We start from the raw sequence: 17,354 nt of genomic DNA, 5'->3' as shown, positions 1-17,354 counted from the left end.
CGACTAGTTGTCGTCGCCGTCCTTGTCGCCGTTGTCGCCTTCGGTGGAGTCGATCTCCTTCTCCAGTCCGAGCTGCTCCACGAGCCACTTGTCGAACTCGATGGAGGCGCGGACCCAGCTGACCGTGGACGAGACGAAGTGCTCCAGGCTGACGCCGGTGCCGATCAGCATCTGCGCCTCGCCGATCAGGCGGACGGAGCCGTCGTCGTGCGTGTGACTGTAGACCTTCGGCCACAGCGTGCGGCGGTTCCAGTCGTCGATCGACTCAAGGAGCGCGGGCTTGTCCTCGATCGCGTGCGGGCGGTCGTAGAAGGTCCGCACCGAGAAGACCTGCTGCTCCTCCTCGCCGCGGAACATGAAGTACGTCCGGAACTCCTCCCACGGCGCCGCGAGGTCACCCTCGTCGTCGACGACGTACTTGAGCTCCATCTGCTCCAGCAGCTGCTTGACCAGATCCTGGTCGGGGACGACGGGGCCCGCCGGTCCTGTGGCCTGCGGATCGGGCTGCTGCCCTCCGAAGTTCGGAATCGAGGCCGGGTCGATGCTCACCGTGTTTTCCCTTCGTGCGGATGTTGTCATCCTCCCCCATGGCTCCCACCCCCTGTCCACCCCCGCACGTGCGATCCGCGCAGGGCGGACAGGAGTAGGGCGCCGATAAGGGGAACCTGTGCCGACGCGCCGGGGCTCGCGCCTCCCCCGGCTACAGGGCCTTGCCCACGATCAGGTCCTCGCCCGCCACGTCCACCCGGACGGTGTCCCCGTCGCGGACCTCGCCCGCGAGGATCTCCTTGGCCAGGCGGTCGCCGATCGCCGTCTGGATCAGGCGGCGCAGCGGCCGGGCGCCGTACGCCGGGTCGTTGCCCTTGTCCGCCAGCCAGGCCAAGGCCTCGGGGGTGACGTCCAGGGTCAGGCGGCGCTGCGCCAGGCGCCTGGCGAGGCCGGCGATCTGGAGCTCGGCGATCCGCGCCAGCTCCGGCGCGCTCAGCGCGGAGAAGACCACCAGGTCGTCCAGGCGGTTGAGGAACTCCGGCTTGAAGCTCGCCCGGACCAGCTCCAGGACGCGGTCGCGCGTCTCCTGCGGGGAGGGCGCCGGGTCCATCAGGCTGTGCTCGATCAAAAGCTGGCTGCCCAGGTTCGAGGTGAGGATCAGGATCGCGTTGCGGAAGTCCACGGTGCGGCCCTGGCCGTCCGTGAGGCGCCCGTCGTCCAGGACCTGGAGCAGGACGTCGAAGACCTCGGGATGGGCCTTCTCGACCTCGTCCAGGAGCACCACGGAGTACGGGCGGCGGCGGACGGCCTCGGTCAGCTGGCCGCCCTCCTCGTAGCCGACGTAGCCGGGAGGGGCGCCGACCAGGCGGGCCACGGAGTGCTTCTCCCCGTACTCCGACATGTCGATGCGGACCATGGCCCGCTCGTCGTCGAAGAGGAAGTCCGCGAGGGCCTTGGCCAGCTCCGTCTTGCCCACGCCCGTCGGGCCCAGGAAGAGGAAGGAGCCGGTCGGGCGGTCCGGGTCCGCGATACCGGCCCGGGTGCGGCGCACGGCGTCCGAGACGGCCCGTACGGCCTCGCTCTGGCCGATCAGGCGGCGGCCCAGCTCGTCCTCCATGCGGAGCAGCTTCTGGGTCTCCCCTTCGAGGAGGCGGCCGGCCGGGATGCCGGTCCACGCGCCCACCACGTCCGCGATGTCGTCGGGGCCGACCTCGTCCTTGACCATGGTGTTCTTGGAGCCACCCGTCTTGGAGGCCTCTTCCTCCTCCTCGGTGGCCTCCGCCAGCTCGCGCTCCAGGGTCGGGATCTCCCCGTAGAGCAGCTTCGAGGCGGTGTCGAAGTCACCGTCGCGCTGGGCGCGCTCCGCCTGCCCGCGCAGGTCGTCCAGGCGCTCCTTGAGCTCACCGACGCGGTTGAGGGACTGCTTCTCCTTCTCCCAGCGGGCGGTCAGGCCCCGCAGGTCCTCCTCCTTGTCGGCGAGGTCCTTGCGGATCTTCTCCAGGCGTTCGATCGAGGCCGGGTCGGACTCGTTCTTCAGCGCCAGCTCCTCCATGCGCAGGCGGTCGACCGAGCGCTGCAGCTCGTCGATCTCCAGCGGCGAGGAGTCGATCTCCATGCGCAGGCGGGACGCGGCCTCGTCGACCAGGTCGATGGCCTTGTCGGGCAGGAAGCGGGAGGTGATGTAGCGGTCGGAGAGGGTCGCCGCGGCCACCAGCGCACTGTCGTTGATGACCACCTTGTGGTGGGCCTCGTAGCGGCCCTTGAGGCCGCGCAGGATCGCGATGGTGTCCTCGACGGAGGGCTCGGCGACCAGCACCTGCTGGAAGCGCCGCTCCAGCGCCGGGTCCTTCTCGATGCGCTCGCGGTACTCGTCCAGGGTGGTCGCGCCGACCATGCGCAGCTCGCCGCGGGCCAGCATCGGCTTGAGCATGTTGCCCGCGTCCATCGAGGAGTCCCCGCCGGCGCCCGCGCCGACGACGGTGTGCAGCTCGTCGATGAAGGTGATGATCTGGCCGTCGCTGGCCTTGATCTCCGCGAGAACGGTCTTCAGGCGCTCCTCGAACTCGCCGCGGTACTTGGCTCCCGCGACCATCGCGCCCAGGTCCAGGGAGACCAGCCGCTTGTTCTTCAGGGACTCGGGGACGTCGCCCTTGACGATGCGCTGCGCGAGTCCCTCGACGACGGCCGTCTTGCCGACGCCGGGCTCGCCGATCAGCACCGGGTTGTTCTTCGTACGGCGCGACAGGACCTGGACGACGCGCCGGATCTCCTGGTCGCGGCCGATGACCGGGTCGAGCTTGCCCTCGCGGGCCGCCGCCGTGAAGTCCGTACCGAATTTTTCGAGGGCCTTGTACTGGCCCTCGGGGTCGGGGGTGGTCACCCGCCGTCCTCCTCGTGCGTTCTCGAAGGCCTCCAGCAGCTTCTTCGCCGTCGCGCCCTGGGTGGAAAGGACCTCACCGGCCGCGCCGCCCTTGGCGGCGATCGCGATGAGGAGGTGTTCGGTGGAGAGGTACTCGTCGCCCAGCTTGCCGGCCTCCTGGTCGGCCTCGGCGAGCACGGCGAGCAGCTCGCGGGTGGGCTGCGGGGGCGCGACCGTGGAGCCCGTGACGCTGGGCAGGGCGGCCAGCAGCCGCTCGGCGCCGCTGCGGACCGCCGCCTGGTCGGCCTCGGTGGCCGCGAGGAGGTCGGTGATGTTCTCGTTCTCCTCGCCGGCCAGCAGGGCCAGCAGCAGGTGCGCCGGGGTCAGATCCGCGTGGCCGTCCTTCACGGCGCGGCTGGTGGCCGCGTTCAGGGCGTCCCGGCTCTTGTTGGTCAGCTCGGCATCCACGTGCGACTTCTCCTCTCAGACGGGTCGGACACAGGGGTGGTTCCGCTCTATGAGTATGGCAGCGTCCGCAAAGTTGAGTCTATTCCACTCAAGGGCGAACCGGGTGCCCTCCCGTACCCTCGGGCCATGGCTCTTGACGTACTCAACCCGACGCCCGAGTACCTCGCCTTCTGGCGGGAGCGGCACGTCTGCACCCTGACCACCCCGCGCCCCGACGGGACCCCGCACGTGGTGCCGGTGGGCGTCACGTACGACCCGGAGGCCGGCCTGGCCCGGGTGATCAGCAGCAAGAACAGCAAGAAGATCCGCAACGTGCTGGCGGCGCAGGGGACGCAGGCGGGACCGGCGCGGGTCGCGGTGTGCCAGATGGCGGGGCGCCGCTGGGCCACCCTGGAGGGGCACGCGGTGGTCCGTACGGACGAGGCATCGGTCGCCGAGGCGGTGGCGCGCTACGCGCAGCGGTACGGGCGGACGCCCTCGCCCAATCCGGACCGGGTCGTCCTGGAGATCACGCTGGACCGGGCGATGGGCCGGGCCTGAACCGACGGGTCCGGGCCCGGGTCCGGGCCTGAACCGGCGGAACGGTTCAGCTTTCACCTTTGTCCGGTTCAAGCACTGGACGCGGACATCACAACGGCGCCATCGTGGTCAGGTCCACGATGGCGCCGTTGTGTGGGGGAAGCACCTGGAGCGATCTGCAACGACGGGGGAATCGCTTCAGGCACTGCGGGGGGTGGCGGTGGTGATGTCGGGTTCGAAGAGCTGGTGGTCGCGCTGATCAAGGTTGACGAAGACCATTCCGTAGCGCACCTCGCAGCGGACGGGCTGCGGCGCGCCGCGGGGGCGGCGCAGGCAGCGGTACGCCCGGACGTCCTCGTCCTCCTCGCGCGTGATGACGATGGGCTGTCCGAACAGGGTGACCATCAGCGAGTCGCCTATGTGGGGGATGGCGGTGGCGAGGTCGATGAACTGCCAGCCGGAGCGGTAGGCAGAGGCCATTTCGCGACGGAAACCGCGGTCGTCGGGGGTCATGCCGCGCTCTCCACGCCAAGGGCGCCGGCTTCGGCGTCCGCGGGGGTCGAGCGCCACCCACTGTCCAACGGTGCCGCGCGCCATCCGCTGTCCTCCAGCGGCGCCGCGTGGAGGCCTGCGGCACCCCCTTCAGCGCCCCCCAGGGTGACCCCGGCAAGTCCCAGACCGGCCACAGCCGAGAAGATGACGGTGGCAAGCGCCGAGCGAAGCATTCTCTTGTTCATGGTCGGCTTCGTCCTCACTTGATGAAATCCTCTCCCCCGCCTGTCAGACGATGGCTCATTCAGGCACGTCGCTGCCACAGGGACGATGCATCATGTTCTTGCATGTTCAGGACCCTGGGGGGTGGAGATTTGACCACAAACAGCACAAAAGCGACACATCCCCACTCGGTCACCGAGCTGTGCGGCGAGGGGGCACGGCTCTACACGAGCGCACTGCGCACGGGACGTATCGCACGTGGGGACGTCAAAACGGCGCCTTGCCTGCTCGATCTGGCGTTGTTGCAGCCAGATCCTGATGACGTAAATTCCCTCCGTCCGGTTCCACCGGCGGTGGCACTCGCACAGCGGCTGCATCCGATCGAACGCGAGATCCGTGACAGACGGCGCGATTCACTCGAATTGTCCGAGGCGTTCGAACCGTTTCTGGCCATCAGTGCGCAGAATCCGGCTAGCACCCATGCCATCACGGTCCTCGAAGGCTTCGACCCCATCAACGCCGCCCTCAACCTCGCCACGGCCGAGTGCCGCACCGAGATGCTGACCATCCAGCCCGGCGGCGCCCGCCCCAGCCTGGAACTCACCGAGGCCCTGGAGCGCGACCAGCCGCTGACCGACCGCGGTGTCCGGATCCGGACCCTCTACCAGCACACCGTCCGGCACAGCCGCGGCACGCTCGCGTACGTCGACCTCCTCAAGGCCGGCAAGGTGGAGGTGCGCACACTGGAGGAGCTCTTCGAGCGCCTCATCATCTTCGACCGGACCGTCGCCTTCATCCCGGCCAGCGACGACCGCCAGGTCGCCCTGGAGCTGCGCCACCCGGGGCTGGTGGACTACCTCATCAAGGTGTTCGAGCAGCTCTGGCACCGCGCCGTGCCGCTCCAGGAGGAAGTGACGTACCAGCACACCCGCGGCGGAATCTCGGGCGTGCAGCGCACCATCGCGCAGCTCCTCATCGAGGGGCACGTGGACGAGGCCATCGCCCGCCGGCTGGGCATGAACGTGCGGACCTGCCGCGCGCACATCGCGAAGCTGGCCAGCACCCTCGGCAGCGGCAGCAGGGCCCAGCTCGGCTTCCTCATCGCCCGCTCGGGGATCCTGGAGGACGAGGGCGACTGAAAAACGGGCGGGCCCCGCCCGGAATCCCGGACGGGGCCTGTGCGCGCGTGCCAGGGCGGCGTCAGCCGGCCTGGCGGGCGGCCTCAGTCTCCCTGGCGCTTCGGCGCGGGGCGCCAGACGACCAGGGCGTTGCCCGCCACGGGTGGCTGGTACTTGACCAGATCCCGCCGGTACGAAGCGTGCACCTGGGCCTCGCGCTGCTGGAGCACGGCCGCCGCGCCGTCCACCGCCGCCGAGAGCTCGGCCACGCGCTGCTGGAGCGCGGCGACCTGGTTCTCCAGCTCGATGATCCGCTTGATCCCGGCCAGGTTGATGCCCTCGTCCTGGGACAGCGCCTGCACCGTGCGGAGCAGTTCGATGTCGCGGGCCGAGTAGCGCCGGCCGCGGCCGGCCGTCCGGTCCGGGGAGACCAGGCCGAGCCGGTCGTACTGGCGCAGGGTCTGCGGATGCAGGCCCGAGAGCTGGGCGGCCACCGAGATGACGTAGACAGGAGTGTCGTCGTTGAGCTGGTAGTGGCTCCTGCGGCGGCCGTCCATGATCATGCTCCCTTCGCGGACTCGAACAGCGCGGCGCGCGGGTCCTCCGACTCCGTCGCGTCGCGGTACATCTCCAGCGCCTCGCGGGCCTTGTCCGACAGCTCGGCCGGCACCGCGACCTCCACCGTCACCAACAGGTCCCCGCGGGTGCCGTCCTTGCGGACCGCTCCCTTGCCGCGGGCCCGCATCGTGCGGCCGCTGGGGGTGCCCGGCGGCAGCTTCAGCGTCACCGAGGGGCCGTTCAGGGTCGGGACCTTGATGTCGGCGCCCAGGGCGGCCTCGGAGATCGTCACCGGGACGGTGACCGTCAGGTTGTCGTCCTTGCGGCCGAACACCGGGTGGCTGCCGACGTGGACGACCACGTACAGGTCGCCGGCGGGGCCGCCGCGCTCGCCCGGAGCGCCCTTGCCGCGCAGCCGGATCCGCTGGCCGTCGGAGACGCCCGGCGGGATGCGGACCTGCATGGTGCGGGAGGACTTGGCCCGCCCGCTGCCCTTGCAGACGTCACAGGGGGTCTCCGCGATCAGGCCGCGGCCCTTGCAGTCGGCGCAGGGGTCGGTCAGCGAGAAGCCGCCACCGCTGCCCCGGGAGACCTGGCCGGTGCCGACGCAGGTCGGGCACACGCGGGGCGTGCCGTTCTTGTCGCCGGTGCCCGAACAGGCCTTGCAGGGCGCCTGGGAGGACATCCGGAGCGGGACCGTGGCCCCGTCCACCGCCTCCGTGAAGGAGAGGGTGACCTCCGATTCGATGTCCTGGCCGCGGCGCGGCTGGACGCGCGCGCCGGGGCCGGCGCCGCCGCGGTTGAACAGTCCGCCGAACACGTCGCCCAGGCCGCCCCCGCCGCCGAAGCCGCCGGCGCCCGCGCCGCCACCCTGCTGGGTGCCGCCGAACAGGTCGCCCAGGTCGAAGTTGAACGAGCCGCCGCCCCCGCCGGGACCGGGGCGGAAGCCGCCGTTCCCGAACAGGGCGCGGGCCTCGTCGTACTCCTTGCGCTTCTTGGCGTCGCCGAGGATGTCGTTCGCCTCGGAAATCTCCTTGAAGCGCTCCTCGGCCGAGGCGTCGCCCTTGTTGGCGTCCGGGTGGAACTCGCGCGCGAGCTTCCGGTACGCCTTCTTGATCTCGGCCTCGGTGGCGTCCTTCGGGACACCGAGGACCTTGTAGTAGTCCTTCTCGACGAAGTCCTTCGTGCTCATCCCCGGTGTCCCTCCTCTCGTACCGCTACTGGTTCAACGTCAGCCCTTGTCGGGGGCATCCGTGTCCTTGTCCGAAGGCGCATCGGCCTCGGCCGACTCGGACTTGGGGGCCGCGCCCGGCTGGGGCTCGGCCACCGCGACCCGCGCGGGGCGGATCGTACGCTCGCCGATCCGGTACCCCGGCTGCAGGATCGCCACGCAGGTCGTCTCGGTGACGTCCGGCGCGTACGAGTGCATCAGGGCCTCGTGGATCGTCGGGTCGAAGGGCTCGCCCTCCTTGCCGAACTGCTGCAGGCCCATCTTGGCCGCGGCGGTCTCCAGCGATTCCGCCACCGACTTGAAGCCGCCGACCAGCTCGCCATGGTCCCGCGCCCGGCCGATGTCGTCCAGCGTCGGGAGCAGCTCCGTCAGGAGGGACGCGACCGCGATCTCCTTGACGGCGATGCGGTCCCGCTCGACCCGGCGGCGGTAGTTCTGGTACTCCGCCTGGAGCCGCTGGAGGTCCGCGGTGCGCTCGCCGAGCGCGGTGCGGGCCTGGTCCAGCTGCGCCAGCAGAGCCGTGTCCTGAGCGGACTTCGCTCCGGAGTCCCCGGCCGGGGCCGCGGCCTCCTCCTCGGAGGGGGCTGCGGCCTTCGGCTCGGCGGCGTCGTCAGCCGTGGCGCCGGTGGGGACTTCGGGCTTCTCCTCGAAACCCGGGGTCTCCTCCGACATCAGGCAGCGCCGCCCTTCGGCTTGTCCTCGTCCACGATCTCGGCGTCGACGACGTCGTCGGCGGCGTCCGCGGCTCCGGCCTGGCCCGCGTCGCCCGCGGCACCGGCCGCACCCTGGGCGCCCTGCGCGTCGGCGTAGATGGCCTGGCCGAGCTTCTGGCTGACCGCGGCGAGCTTCTCGGTCGCGGTGCGGATCTCGGCGGTGTCCTCGCCCTTGAGCTTGTCCTTCAGCTCGGTGACGGCGGCCTCGACCTCGGTCCTGACCTCGGCCGGGACCTTGTCCTCGTTGTCCTTGACGAACTTCTCCGTCTGGTAGACGAGCTGCTCGCCCTGGTTGCGGGACTCGGCCGCCTCCTTGCGGCGCAGGTCCTCGTCCGCGTACTGCTCCGCCTCCTGGCGCATGCGGTCGACCTCGTCCTTGCCGAGCGAGGAGCCGCCGGTGACGGTCATCTTCTGCTCCTTGCCCGTGCCGAGGTCCTTGGCCGTGACGTGCATGATGCCGTTCGCGTCGATGTCGAAGGAGACCTCGATCTGCGGGACGCCACGCGGGGCCGGCGGCAGGCCGGTCAGCTCGAACATGCCGAGCTTCTTGTTGTACGCCGCGATCTCGCGCTCGCCCTGGTAGACCTGGATCTGCACGGACGGCTGGTTGTCCTCGGCCGTCGTGAAGATCTCGGACCGCTTGGTCGGGATCGTGGTGTTGCGCTCGATGAGCTTGGTCATGATGCCGCCCTTGGTCTCGATGCCGAGGGACAGCGGGGTCACGTCGAGGAGCAGGACGTCCTTGACCTCACCCTTGAGGACACCGGCCTGGAGGGTGGCGCCGATGGCGACGACCTCGTCCGGGTTGACGCCCTTGTTCGCGTCCTGACCGCCGGTCAGCTCCTTGACGAGCTCGGCGACGGCCGGCATGCGGGTGGAGCCGCCGACCAGGACCACGTGGTCGATCTCGGACAGCTGGATGCCGGCGTCCTTGATGACGTTGTGGAACGGGGTCTTGCAGCGGTCCAGCAGGTCCGCGGTCAGCTGCTGGAACTGGGCGCGCGTGAGCTTCTCGTCCAGGTGCAGCGGGCCCTCGGCGGAAGCCGTGATGTAGGGCAGGTTGATCGTGGTCTCCGTGGAGGAGGACAGCTCGATCTTCGCCTTCTCGGCGGCCTCGCGCAGGCGCTGGAGCGCCATCTTGTCCTTGGAGAGGTCCACGCCGTGGCCGTTGGCGAACTGCTTCACCAGGTAGTCGACGACGCGCTGGTCCCAGTCGTCACCACCGAGGTGGTTGTCACCGTTGGTGGCCTTGACCTCGACGACGCCGTCGCCGATCTCCAGGAGCGACACGTCGAAGGTGCCGCCACCGAGGTCGAAGACGAGAATGGTCTGGTCGTCCTTGTCGAGGCCGTAGGCCAGGGCGGCGGCGGTCGGCTCGTTGACGATGCGCAGGACGTTCAGGCCCGCGATCTCGCCGGCCTCCTTCGTCGCCTGGCGCTCGGAGTCGTTGAAGTAGGCCGGGACGGTGATGACCGCGTCCGTGACCTTCTCACCCAGGTACGCCTCGGCGTCGCGCTTCAGCTTCTGCAGGATGAAGGCGCTCATCTGCTGCGGGTTGAAGTCCTTGCCATCCAGGTTGATCTTCCAGTCAGTGCCCATGTGGCGCTTGACGGAGCGGATGGTGCGGTCCACGTTCGTGACCGCCTGGCGCTTGGCGACCTCGCCGACGAGGACCTCGCCGTTCTTGGCGAAGGCGACGACGGACGGCGTGGTCCTGGCGCCCTCGGCGTTGGTGATGACGGTGGGCTCGCCGCCTTCCAGAACGCTGACGACGGAGTTAGTGGTGCCCAGGTCGATGCCGACCGCACGTGCCATTTTGATTTCCTCCAGCTGACTTGAGTGGAACAGACTCAACCATGCCCGATCACCGGGCGGACGTCAACAGAGGTGAGTGTGGGCGACTCAACTTTTATCCCGGCCTTACGCTCACAGGGAGCCCCGGAGGGCCGAGCGGGGGATGCTGGGCGCGGGCGCTGCGCGGCACCCCGCGACCGCCCGGGGTGCAGGGCAGGGTGCCCCCATGCCGCTGCCGCCGCTCACGCTCCCCCCGATCCGGCACCTCGTACGACGGCCCCCCGCGAACCCGCGCCCCCCGGCACGCCGGGCGGACCTTCCGAACCTGCCGGACCTGTCGGCCAAGCGGGTGGTCGACCTCCTCGGGGCCGCCCTGCTGGCCGGGCTGCTCGCACTGCCGCTGCTGGCCGTCGCGGCCCTGCTGTACGCGACCCAGGGCGGGCGGGTCCTCGTACGGGAGCCGGCGGCCGGGCTCGCCGGGCGGCCCTTCCTGACCCGGCGGCTGCGCACGGACGCGGCGGGGCGGCTGGGGACGGCCCTGGAGCGGTGCGCCCTGGACGGGGTGCCGCAGCTGCTGAACGTGCTGCGCGGTGAGATGTCGCTGGTCGGACCGCGCCCCGAGCCGCGCACGGACCGGGCCGACCGACTGCTCGTACGCCCCGGAATGACCGGTTTGTGGCAGGTCAGCGCGCGATCCGACCTCCCCTGGGAAGAGATGGCGCTGCTGGACCGGCACTATGTGGAGAGCCATTGGCTGGGGATGGATCTCGCGATCCTGGCTCAGACCCCTCGGGCGGCCTGTCGGCACAGGCGCTCCTGAGGCATGCCTGAGCGACACAGATCACCGCTCGCCCACCTACATTGCGGCGCGGGAAATGGGTAACCTCAACCCTTGACTTCATAAGTTACCGCTTAGTAAGTGCCGCCCGAGGAGCCCTTCCATGCAACTCGCCGCGATCATCGTGTCGCTGGTCATCACGGTGGTGGCCGTCGCGCTGTTCGGCCGTGCCACCGTGCAGATCTACCGCTTCGTGCGGCTCGGCCAGCCAGTGCCCGCGGGCACGCGCACCGGCGACCCGACGCAGCGCACCATCACCCTGGTCAAGGAGTTCCTCGGCCACACCCGCATGAACCGCTGGGGCATCGTCGGCTTCGCGCACTGGTTCGTGGCGGTGGGCTTCTTCTCGCTGCTGCTGACGATCGTCAACGCCTTCGGCCAGCTCTTCCAGGCCGACTGGCTGATCCCGATCATCGGGGACTGGCTGCCGTACGAGATCTTCACCGAGTTCCTCGGCCTGATGACCGTCCTCGGCATCGTGACCCTGATCGTGATCCGGCAGCTGAGCCGGCCGGGCGCGGCGGGCCGCAAGTCCCGCTTCGCGGGTTCCAAGACGGGCCAGGCGTACTTCGTCGAGGCCGTCATCCTGATCGTCGGCGTCTGCATCATGACGCTGCGCGCGCTGGAGGGCGTCCAGCACGGCGTCGACGGCTGGGAGCCGGGCTTCTTCGCCTCGTACCCGCTGATCGCCGCCTTCGACGGGCTGGACCTGAGCACGATCCAGTACCTGACGTACTTCTTCGCCGCACTCAAGATCGTCACCTCCTTCACCTGGATGATCACGGTCTCGCTCAACACCAACATGGGTGTGGCCTGGCACCGCTTCCTCGGCTTCCCGAACATCTGGTTCAAGCGGAACGCGGACGGCTCGACCGCGCTGGGCGCCCTCCAGCCGATGACGAGCGGCGGCAAGGAGATCGACTTCGAGGAGCCGGGCGAGGACGACGTCTTCGGCGTCTCCCAGGTCGAGCAGTTCTCCTGGAAGGGCATCCTCGACTTCTCCACGTGCACGGAGTGCGGCCGCTGCCAGTCGCAGTGCCCGGCGTGGAACACGGGCAAGCCGCTGTCCCCGAAGCTCCTGATCATGTCGCTGCGCGACCACGCCCACGCCAAGGCGCCGTACCTGCTCGCGGGCGGCGGCAAGACCATGGAGGGCGAGGAGAAGGCGACGCCGGAGCAGCTGGCGGACGTTCCCGCGGCGGCGCTGGCCGAGGCCGAGCGCCCGCTGATCGGCACGGCGGAGGAGAACGGGGTCATCGACCCCGACGTCCTGTGGTCCTGCACCACGTGCGGCGCGTGCGTCGAGCAGTGCCCGGTCGACATCGAGCACATCGACCACATCGTCGACATGCGCCGCTACCAGGTGATGATCGAGTCCGCGTTCCCGTCGGAGGCGGGCACGATGCTCAAGAACCTGGAGAAGAAGGGCAACCCCTGGGGTCTGGCCAAGAAGCAGCGCGTGGAGTGGACCAAGGAGGTCGACTTCGAGGTCCCGATCGTCGGCAAGGACGCCGAGGACCTCTCGGAGTACGACTACCTGTACTGGGTCGGCTGCGCGGGCGCGCTCGAAGACCGCGCGAAGAAGACGACGAAGGCCTTCGCCGAGCTGCTGAACATCGCGGGCGTCAAGTTCGCGATCATGGGCGGCGACGAGAAGTGCACCGGCGACTCCCCGCGCCGCCTGGGCAACGAGCCGCTGTTCCAGCAGCTCGCCCAGGAGAACGTGGCGATGCTGAACATGGCGTTCGGCGAGGACGACGACGACCCGGAGACGAAGAAGCCGAAGTCGGCGAAGCGCATCGTCTCGACGTGTCCGCACTGCTTCAACACGATCGCGAACGAGTACCCGCAGCTGGGCGGTGAGTACGAGGTCATCCACCACACGCAGCTGCTCCAGCACCTGATCGACGAGGGCCGGCTGGTGCCGGTGACGCCGGTGGACGGGCTGATCACGTACCACGACCCGTGCTACCTGGGCCGGCACAACAAGGTCTACACGCCGCCGCGCGAGATCATGTCGGCCGTGCCGGGGCTGCGCCAGCAGGAGATGCACCGCCACAAGGAGCGGGGCTTCTGCTGTGGCGCGGGCGGCGCGCGGATGTGGATGGAAGAGCGCATCGGCAAGCGCATCAACAACGAGCGCGTGGACGAGGCGCTGTCCCTGAACCCGGACATCGTCTCGACGGCCTGCCCGTTCTGCCTGGTCATGCTGACGGACTCGGTGAACGGCAAGAAGAACGACGGCCAGGCGAAGGAATCCGTCCAGGTCGTGGACGTGGCCCAGCTCCTCCTGGAGTCGGTGAAGGCCCCGGCCCCGACGGAAGCCGAACTGGCGGCGGAGGCCCTGGCTGCGGAGGCCCTGGCTGCGGAGCAGGCAGCGGCGGCCGAGGCGGAGGCTGCGGCGGCGAAGGCGGCGGCCGAGGCGGAAGCCAAGGCGAAGGCGGCGGCGGAAGCCAAGGCGAAGGCCGAGGCGGAGGCGAAGGCGGAAGCGGAGGCTGCGGCGAAGGCCGAGGCTGAAGCGGAGGCTGCGGCGGGAGCCGGCGCCGAGGCGGAAGCGGCAGCAGAGGCCGGCGCCGAGGCCCAGACCCCGGCCGAGACCACCGCCGAGACCACCGCCGAGGCGGAAGCGGACGCGGAGGCGGCCGCCGCGGCTGCGACCGAGGCCAAGACCACCGCCGAGACCGAGGCTGCGGCGAAGCCCGCCACCACGGCCGAGGCCGAGGACGAGGCTCCGGCCGAGGGGGAGACCGCGCAGGCGGCGAAGCCCGAGCCGGAGGGTGCGGCGGACGCCGAGTCCGAGGCGAAGCCGGAGGCCAAGGCCTAGCCGAAGCCGAAGGCGTCCGACGGGCGGGGCGGCAGCCCCGTCAGGCCGCCCGTCCGCGACGAAACGCCGGTACGGCCGGTCCCCTGCCCGGGGGACCGGCCGTACCGGCGTTTCGGGGTCCGGGGGCGGAGCCCCCGGTTTCGGGAAGGGGCGGGGCGGGGGAAAGCCCCGCGCAGCGGCCCGCCCACGGCCCGCCCCCGGCCCCGCCCACCCCGTCAGGACTGGTCGGCACCCCCGCGCGTCAGCAGGGCGAAGCCCAGCCCCGCCGCCCCCACGGCAGCCATCCCACCGCCGGCGGCAACCAGCACCGGGGAGTCACCCTTCGAAGCCGCGGAACCGGCATCGGCCCCCTCCGCCCCCGCCTTCACGCCACCCTTCGGCACCACCCGCTCCACGCGCTCCACCCGCTCCACGCCCCCCACGCGGTCCGGCCGCTCCACCCGGTCCGCCGCCGGCTTCCCGGCCTTCGAGGCCCCCACCGAGCGCTCGGCCACGTACTTCTCGATCAGCTTCCCGTCGAACCCGTACACCCAGCTGCTCCCGCCGCCCTTCCCGTCGATGGACGACGAACTTCACGCGCTTGCCGTCCTGGACGATCCGGTAGGTCCAGCCGTCGTTCCGCGCGCCGGGGCGCTTCAGGTCGACCGTCCCGAGGAGGTTCCCGTTCGGCATGGAGATCTCGACCCGCTTGGACCTCGGCCTCGAAGTGGCCGTCGCCGATCTTGTAGACCTCGGCGATCGAGCCGTCCGCGAGTTTGACCGTGGTCACGAAGGCCCGCTTGGCCGGCGGCGCGGTCGGATCCACCGCCGGCACCGCAACCGGCTCCTCCCCCACGGGCCGCTCGTTGACCGGCTGCTCGACCCCCGGCAGGACCTCCGGCTCCGGCCCCGCCGACGAGTCCGCGAACGCGGATCCGACCGGGAGGGCCGGTACGGCGGCCGCGCCCGCGAAGACGGCGGCGCTACGAAGGGTGGTACGACGGGTGCTGCGCATGTGGAGGACTCTTCTCGTACTCGTGGCTCTTGGCCCCGCAGACTCCCCACCAACCGCGCAAACCACCCAAACCAACCCATTAGGGATCCCCTAGGGGATGTCACAGCTCAGCCGCAAAGGGCCCCTATTCCGGCAGCTCGCCCACCACGACCTCCGGGACCAGGTACGTTCGATCACGTGGCTGGATTCAGGATCGGACGCGGCCGGGACAACAACCGCGCTCCCCAACAACCCCCGCGGCAGCAGCCGTACGGACAGCAGCAGCAACCGCCGCAGGCGCCGTACGGCCAACAGCCCTACCCTCCCCAGCAGCAGTGGCCTCAGCAGCCCGCCGCCGGAGGCCACGGCGAGCCCGAGTACTTCGACCCGCACGAGCAGCAGCCGTACGGACAGCAGCCCGGCCAGTCGTACGGCCAGCAGCAACCCCCGTACGGCCAAGGCGGCCAGGGCGGCCGCGGCGGCGGCTCGTACGCGAACGACAACCCGGGGCACACCCAGGTCTTCGCGTACGGCGAGGACCCGTACAGCCAGGGCGCGACGTACCACGCGGGCGCCTCTGCGGCCGCGCCGGCGGGCCCGCGGCTGCCGTGGAAGGAACTCCTGCGCGGCATCGTGATGCGGCCGGGGCCGACGTTCCTGCAGATGCGCGACTACGCCGTCTGGGGCCCGGCGCTGATCGTGACCTTCCTGTACGGCCTGCTCGCGGTCTTCGGCCTCGACGACGCCCGCGAGGACGTCATGAAGGCCACCCTCCCCAACGCCGTCCCGATCGTCCTCAGCGCCGGTGTGGCCTTCGTCATCTGCGGCCTGATCCTGGGCGCGGTCACGCACACCCTGGCCCGCCAGCTGGGCGGCGACGGCGCGTGGCAGCCGACCGTGGGCCTGTCGATGCTGGTCATGTCCATCACGGACGCCCCGCGCCTGCTCTTCGCCGTGTTCCTGGGCGGGGACAACATGTTCGTGCAGGTACTGGGCTGGGCGACGTGGGTGGCGGCCGGAGCCCTGTTCACCTCGCTCGTCAGCAAGTCGCACGACCTGCCCTGGCCGAAGGCGCTCGGCGCGTCCGCGATCCAGCTCGTCGCACTGCTGTCGATCATCAAGCTGGGCACGCTGTAGGGCCCGCCGCCCACGACGAACGACGAGTGAGGGCCCCGGCGCACAAGACGCCGGGGCCCTCAGCCGTCAGACAACCGCTCGGTCAGGCGTCGAGGACCTGGCCCTCGCGCTTCACGACGGGCGGCTCGACCGACCACGGGAAGTTGATCCACTCGTCGGTCTTCTTCCACACGTACTCGCACTTCACGAGCGAGTGCGACTTCTCGTAGATCACGGCGGACCGGACCTCGGCGACGTGGCCCAGGCAGAAGTCGTGGACGAGCTTCAGCGTCTTGCCGGTGTCGGCCACGTCATCGGCGATGAGGACCTTCTTGTCGGTGAAGTCGATCGCCTCGGGCACGGGGGCCAGCATGACCGGCATTTCCAACGTGGTCCCGACACCCGTATAGAACTCGACATTCACCAGGTGGATGTTCTTGCAGTCGAGCGCGTACGCCAGACCGCCGGCGACGAAGACGCCGCCCCGGGCGATGCTGAGGATGATGTCGGGCTCGTAGCCGTCATCGGCGATGGTCTGCGCGAGCTCGCGCACCGCCCGCCCGAATCCCTCGTAGTTCAGGTTCTCTCGTACGACGTCGCTCATGCCTCGTGCCTCACCTGGGTGCGGTGGAAGTTCTGGAAGGAGCGGGAGGCCGTGGGGCCGCGCTGGCCCTGGTACCGCGACCCGTACCGCTCGCTCCCGTACGGGAACTCGGCGGGCGAGCTGAGCCGGAACATGCACAGCTGCCCGATCTTCATCCCGGGCCACAGCTTGATGGGGAGGGTGGCGAGGTTCGACAGTTCGAGCGTCACGTGCCCCGAGAAACCGGGGTCGATGAACCCGGCGGTCGAATGCGTCACCAGCCCGAGGCGGCCCAGGCTGGACTTCCCCTCCAGTCTGGAGGCGATGTCGTCGGGCAGCGAGATGACCTCGTAGGTCGAGGCGAGCACGAACTCACCGGGGTGGAGGATGAAGGCCTCGTCACCCTCCGGCTCGACCATGCGGGTCAGGTCGGGCTGCTCGACGGCGGGGTCGATGTGGGCGTAGCGGTGGTTCTCGAACACCCGGAAGAAGCGGTCGAGACGTACATCGATGCTGGAGGGCTGCACCATCGATTCCTCGAACGGGTCGATGCGAACCCGTCCGCTGTCGATCTCGGCCCGGATGTCTTTGTCTGAGAGAAGCACGTCCCGAGGATACGCAGTGCGCACGGGCCACCCCCAATCGAGAGCGGCGCCGCGCGCCCCGCGGACCGCTATCGCTTGACGGCCGCCGCCCCGACGGGCACGGCGTGCCTCAGCCGCGCACACCGCGGGCACCGCAGCAGCCGTCCGGGCCCGATCCGGCCGGCACCGAGGTGCTGCAGCGGAAACGAAGCGGTACTGAAAACGTGCCCTTCGGCACAACGGACGACGGTGTTCTCCATCGAGTCCCTTTCCCCAACCTGCCGTACTGCGACGAATCGCCACATTAGGGGATGATCGCGAGCCGCTCCAGCCGCCACTCCAAGACCGCCCGAGCACCGCGACGCACGGGTACGTTACGCCCCAACTCCCGCCCCCACGACTGTCGGTGCACCCCACACACGACGACGACCCCGCGGCCGATTCACCGGGGGTCGATCATGGGGTAGAGTGTC

14 protein-coding genes and 1 pseudogene are annotated in these 17,354 nt (G+C 70.1%); 5 read left to right on the top strand and 10 right to left on the bottom strand.

The window, feature by feature from the left end; all coding sequences use genetic code 11:
- Positions 1-3: 3 nt before the first annotated feature.
- Positions 4-549, bottom strand: a complete 546-nt coding sequence (locus AB0M92_RS08470) for a YbjN domain-containing protein (protein WP_366101311.1) — start codon at positions 547-549, stop codon at positions 4-6.
- A gap of 151 nt (positions 550-700) precedes the next feature.
- Entirely contained in the window at positions 701-3,316 is a 2,616-nt protein-coding gene (clpB, locus tag AB0M92_RS08465; RefSeq protein ID WP_366101310.1) for an ATP-dependent chaperone ClpB, read from the bottom strand.
- Positions 3,317-3,442: 126 nt separating this feature from the next.
- On the opposite strand from clpB, the gene AB0M92_RS08460 reads away from it, so the two are divergent.
- Positions 3,443-3,856, top strand: a complete 414-nt coding sequence (locus AB0M92_RS08460; RefSeq protein ID WP_366101309.1) for a pyridoxamine 5'-phosphate oxidase family protein — start codon at positions 3,443-3,445, stop codon at positions 3,854-3,856.
- 177 nt (positions 3,857-4,033) lie between these two features.
- Here AB0M92_RS08460 and AB0M92_RS08455 read toward each other — a convergent pair whose 3' ends face one another.
- On the bottom strand, positions 4,034-4,348 hold the full coding sequence (locus tag AB0M92_RS08455; RefSeq protein ID WP_099890367.1) for a (2Fe-2S)-binding protein: 315 nt from the start codon (positions 4,346-4,348) through the stop codon (positions 4,034-4,036).
- Positions 4,349-4,674: 326 nt separating this feature from the next.
- On the opposite strand from AB0M92_RS08455, the gene AB0M92_RS08450 reads away from it, so the two are divergent.
- Entirely contained in the window at positions 4,675-5,688 is a 1,014-nt protein-coding gene (locus AB0M92_RS08450; protein ID WP_366101308.1) for a helix-turn-helix transcriptional regulator, read from the top strand.
- A gap of 83 nt (positions 5,689-5,771) precedes the next feature.
- Here the strand turns inward: AB0M92_RS08450 and AB0M92_RS08445 are convergent, their stop codons facing one another.
- Genes AB0M92_RS08445 through dnaK form a run of 4 tightly spaced genes read right to left on the bottom strand, consistent with a single transcriptional unit; the run spans position 5,772 to position 9,984 of the window.
- Positions 5,772-6,224 carry a helix-turn-helix domain-containing protein gene (locus AB0M92_RS08445; RefSeq protein ID WP_366101307.1) on the bottom strand — a complete coding sequence of 151 codons (453 nt, stop codon included), beginning with the start codon at positions 6,222-6,224 and terminating at the stop codon, positions 5,772-5,774.
- A gap of 2 nt (positions 6,225-6,226) precedes the next feature.
- Complete coding sequence (dnaJ, locus tag AB0M92_RS08440; protein ID WP_366101306.1) at positions 6,227-7,417, bottom strand: molecular chaperone DnaJ; 1,191 nt, start codon at positions 7,415-7,417, stop codon at positions 6,227-6,229.
- Between the two features lie 39 nt (positions 7,418-7,456).
- Positions 7,457-8,128 carry a nucleotide exchange factor GrpE gene (gene grpE / locus AB0M92_RS08435; protein WP_366101305.1) on the bottom strand — a complete coding sequence of 224 codons (672 nt, stop codon included), beginning with the start codon at positions 8,126-8,128 and terminating at the stop codon, positions 7,457-7,459.
- Entirely contained in the window at positions 8,128-9,984 is a 1,857-nt protein-coding gene (dnaK, locus tag AB0M92_RS08430) for a molecular chaperone DnaK (RefSeq protein WP_366101304.1), read from the bottom strand. The genes grpE and dnaK overlap by 1 nt, the downstream gene beginning before the upstream one ends.
- Before the next feature lie 205 nt (positions 9,985-10,189).
- Here dnaK and AB0M92_RS08425 point away from each other — a divergent pair, with 205 nt between their 5' ends.
- Together AB0M92_RS08425 and AB0M92_RS08420 are read left to right on the top strand one after the other, a co-directional pair.
- Positions 10,190-10,783 (top strand): sugar transferase, encoded by a 594-nt coding sequence (locus tag AB0M92_RS08425; protein WP_366101303.1) that lies wholly within the window; start codon positions 10,190-10,192, stop codon positions 10,781-10,783.
- 121 nt (positions 10,784-10,904) lie between these two features.
- Positions 10,905-13,106 (top strand): annotated as a pseudogene (locus AB0M92_RS08420) ((Fe-S)-binding protein); the annotation flags it as partial.
- Between the two features lie 734 nt (positions 13,107-13,840).
- On the opposite strand, the gene AB0M92_RS08415 reads toward AB0M92_RS08420, so the two are convergent.
- Positions 13,841-14,155, bottom strand: coding sequence for a hypothetical protein (locus AB0M92_RS08415; RefSeq protein WP_366101302.1), 315 nt, complete (start codon positions 14,153-14,155; stop codon positions 13,841-13,843).
- A 641-nt stretch (positions 14,156-14,796) separates the two neighbouring features.
- Here AB0M92_RS08415 and AB0M92_RS08410 point away from each other — a divergent pair.
- Positions 14,797-15,735 (top strand): Yip1 family protein, encoded by a 939-nt coding sequence (locus tag AB0M92_RS08410; protein ID WP_366101301.1) that lies wholly within the window; start codon positions 14,797-14,799, stop codon positions 15,733-15,735.
- Between the two features lie 82 nt (positions 15,736-15,817).
- Here the strand turns inward: AB0M92_RS08410 and AB0M92_RS08405 are convergent, their stop codons facing one another.
- Both AB0M92_RS08405 and dcd read right to left on the bottom strand, forming a co-directional pair.
- Entirely contained in the window at positions 15,818-16,318 is a 501-nt protein-coding gene (locus tag AB0M92_RS08405) for a phosphoribosyltransferase (protein WP_030152914.1), read from the bottom strand.
- Positions 16,315-16,902: a dCTP deaminase gene (dcd, locus tag AB0M92_RS08400; protein WP_030870952.1), complete on the bottom strand. Its 588-nt coding sequence runs from the start codon at positions 16,900-16,902 to the stop codon at positions 16,315-16,317. Before dcd ends, AB0M92_RS08405 begins: the two co-directional genes overlap by 4 nt.
- Between the last annotated feature and the right edge of the window lie 452 nt (positions 16,903-17,354).

Source organism: Streptomyces sp. NPDC051582 (genome assembly GCF_040681715.1).
In the GTDB taxonomy this organism is placed as follows: Bacteria; Actinomycetota; Actinomycetes; order Streptomycetales; family Streptomycetaceae; genus Streptomyces.
Note: the sequence above shows the minus strand (reverse complement) of the source record. Positions and strands in the feature narration are given on the sequence as shown.